This is a genomic window from Bartonella sp. AA18HLJMS, from assembly GCF_042197245.1.
GTDB lineage: Bacteria > Pseudomonadota > Alphaproteobacteria > Rhizobiales > Rhizobiaceae > Bartonella.
Window position 1 is genome coordinate 1 of the sequence record NZ_JBHIRP010000054.1, and the last position, 2,408, is coordinate 2,408.

Consider the following 2,408-nt stretch of genomic DNA (forward strand, 5'->3'; position numbering starts at 1 on the left):
CAAGAAGTATCCGATAAAACCTACGAAACTATTCACGCAAAAGACGGTGGCAAAATCATTGGAAAACATTTAACCATAAACCACCCAGTCCATTACGATGTATACGCTGTAACAGCTGAAGGTGTTAACAGTGTAATTGAATTACAGGATAGTAGAATTATCCCAAAACTTGATTCTGAGATTTTCCGCGGTCTTGAAGCCAAAGACGGAGCTACAATCAAAATGATTGGAGGTTCCATTGCAGCTGCCTCTGTTGGCGCTTCTTTTAATAACACGAATAGCAGCGAAAACATGTTAAAGGACGTAGAGATATCAGACTTAGATAAAGATGGCCTGCAATTACTCTCAGGCATAGTTACCAAAGGAAGCACGCTCACCTTAAAAAATGTAACTGTTATGCATGCCTTCTCTGCTCTAAAGGCAGATGATCACTCGACAATAACAATCTCTGGAGGATCATTTGATGGAAAAACTGATGGAATATATGCTTCAAATGGCAGCACGGTTACTATCGACAACAAGACTGATATTACATCATCCAGTGCTTATGGACTCCATGCTGATGGTGCACAATCCAAGATCACAATGACTGGAGGGACAGTAAGCGGTTGGGGTATAGGCACATTGTTTGCCGAAAACGGCGGACATATTCATGTCAATGGTATTACTATAACATCGACAGATGGCACTGGAACTGGTGTACTGGCCGATGCCTCTGGAAGCATAATTGAATTACATAATACAACGATTAAAGATGTTTCAACGGGGTTTTTTACACAACCAAACGGTACGATCAAGATGACTGGAGGTTCTATTACGGCTTCTATAATAGGCGCTTCTTTTAATAACAGTAAGAGCGCTGAGAACAAGATAGAAAATGTGAAAATATCAAGTGGTAAAGACGATGACCAACAACTTTTCGGGGTAGTCGCCACTCATAACAGCAACCTTACTTTAAAAAATGTAACAGTTACTCAAGCCAATATAGGCATAGCCTCCGCTGTTAATTCTCAAATAAACGTATCAGGGGGAGAATTTAATGTAAAAACCTCAGGGGTATCTGCTGAGAGTGGCGGCACCATTATCATAAAAGACAATGCTAAAATTAACGCATCTGATGGTAGTGGATTACATGCAAGCGATCCACAATCCCAAATCACAATGACAGGCGGAACAGTATTTGGAAAACAAGCTGCATTGTATACAGAAAACGGTGGACATATCGATGTCAAGGATATTTCTGCAACAGCACAAATCGGTGGTTTGCAAATCATGTCTCTCTTCTACACAGATCAAAATTATCCGCAAAAACGTCAAAGCAATGAAATCAATGTGACTAATGCAGATATCCACGTAGAAAATGGTGCTGGAATTCTTATCGGAGCTTTCACTGACAACGATATCGAAAACAATGCAGACCTATCAATTGGTACAGCCAATATCAAAAATTCAGAAATCCATGCCGATGTTTTATTAGGAAAAGGCGTTTATTGGAAAGACAAAGAGCTTTGGGACTATGTCGGTGCAAACGCCATCTCCAACGGCACCTTCACATTAAGCGCAGATCAGTCTATTTTAGAGGGCAGAGCAAATATTGCTAAAGACAGAAATGTACGTTTTGATCTGAAAAACAATACAAAATGGACGTTGAAAATCAGCAAAAATGAAAAAGATGATGATGGCAATCTCCTTGATATCGCTCAAAGATCTCGTTCTGATATTTCCACGCTTAATCTCGATAACAGCTCCATTGTTTTTGAGAAACCAACAGAAGATCATTACCAAACATTGCATATAGGTTCTGGTAAACCAGACACGCAAGAAGTCTACAATGCAACGGGTGATGCAAAGATTTACTTCAACACGGCTTGGAGTGATGGTGCTGCAATAAATGACCAAAAAACCGATAGGCTTTTGATCCATGGGGATGTCTCAGGCAACACATCAGTTTATGTTTCAGGACGCGTAGAAAAGAACAGTAGTCAAGTAAATACCTCTGCTGCTGCCAATGTCCGGGGGCTTTCACTCATTCAAGTTTCTGGAAAAGCAGAAGAAAACTCTTTCAAACTGGTAAATGGCTATACCACAAGAGGTGGCTTACCGGATATGTATACACTCCGTGCTTATGGACCAGACTCAAGCCAAGGCAAAGCCGATATTGCACAAAACCTCTTTGATGAAAAGAATAAAAATTTCTGGGATTTCCGTTTACAACCCAAACTGCTTGGCTCCAATTCTGGTTCAAATCCTGATCCTGAAACAAATATCCCTACCGTTGCCCCTGTACCACAAACCGCAAGCTATTTGGTCATGCCAAATGCTCTCTTCTACAGTGGATTAACCGATATGGCTAAACAAAACGCACTCTTAGCCAATATCAGAACATCCGTCTTAGGAAAAGAAGAAGA

The 2,408-nt window shown here is 40.6% G+C and carries 1 protein-coding gene; it reads left to right on the top strand.

Going from position 1 to position 2,408, the window contains the following annotated elements:
* A partial coding sequence (locus ACFINW_RS09785; RefSeq protein ID WP_375674256.1) for an autotransporter outer membrane beta-barrel domain-containing protein occupies positions 1 to 2,408 on the top strand: 2,408 nt, incomplete at both ends.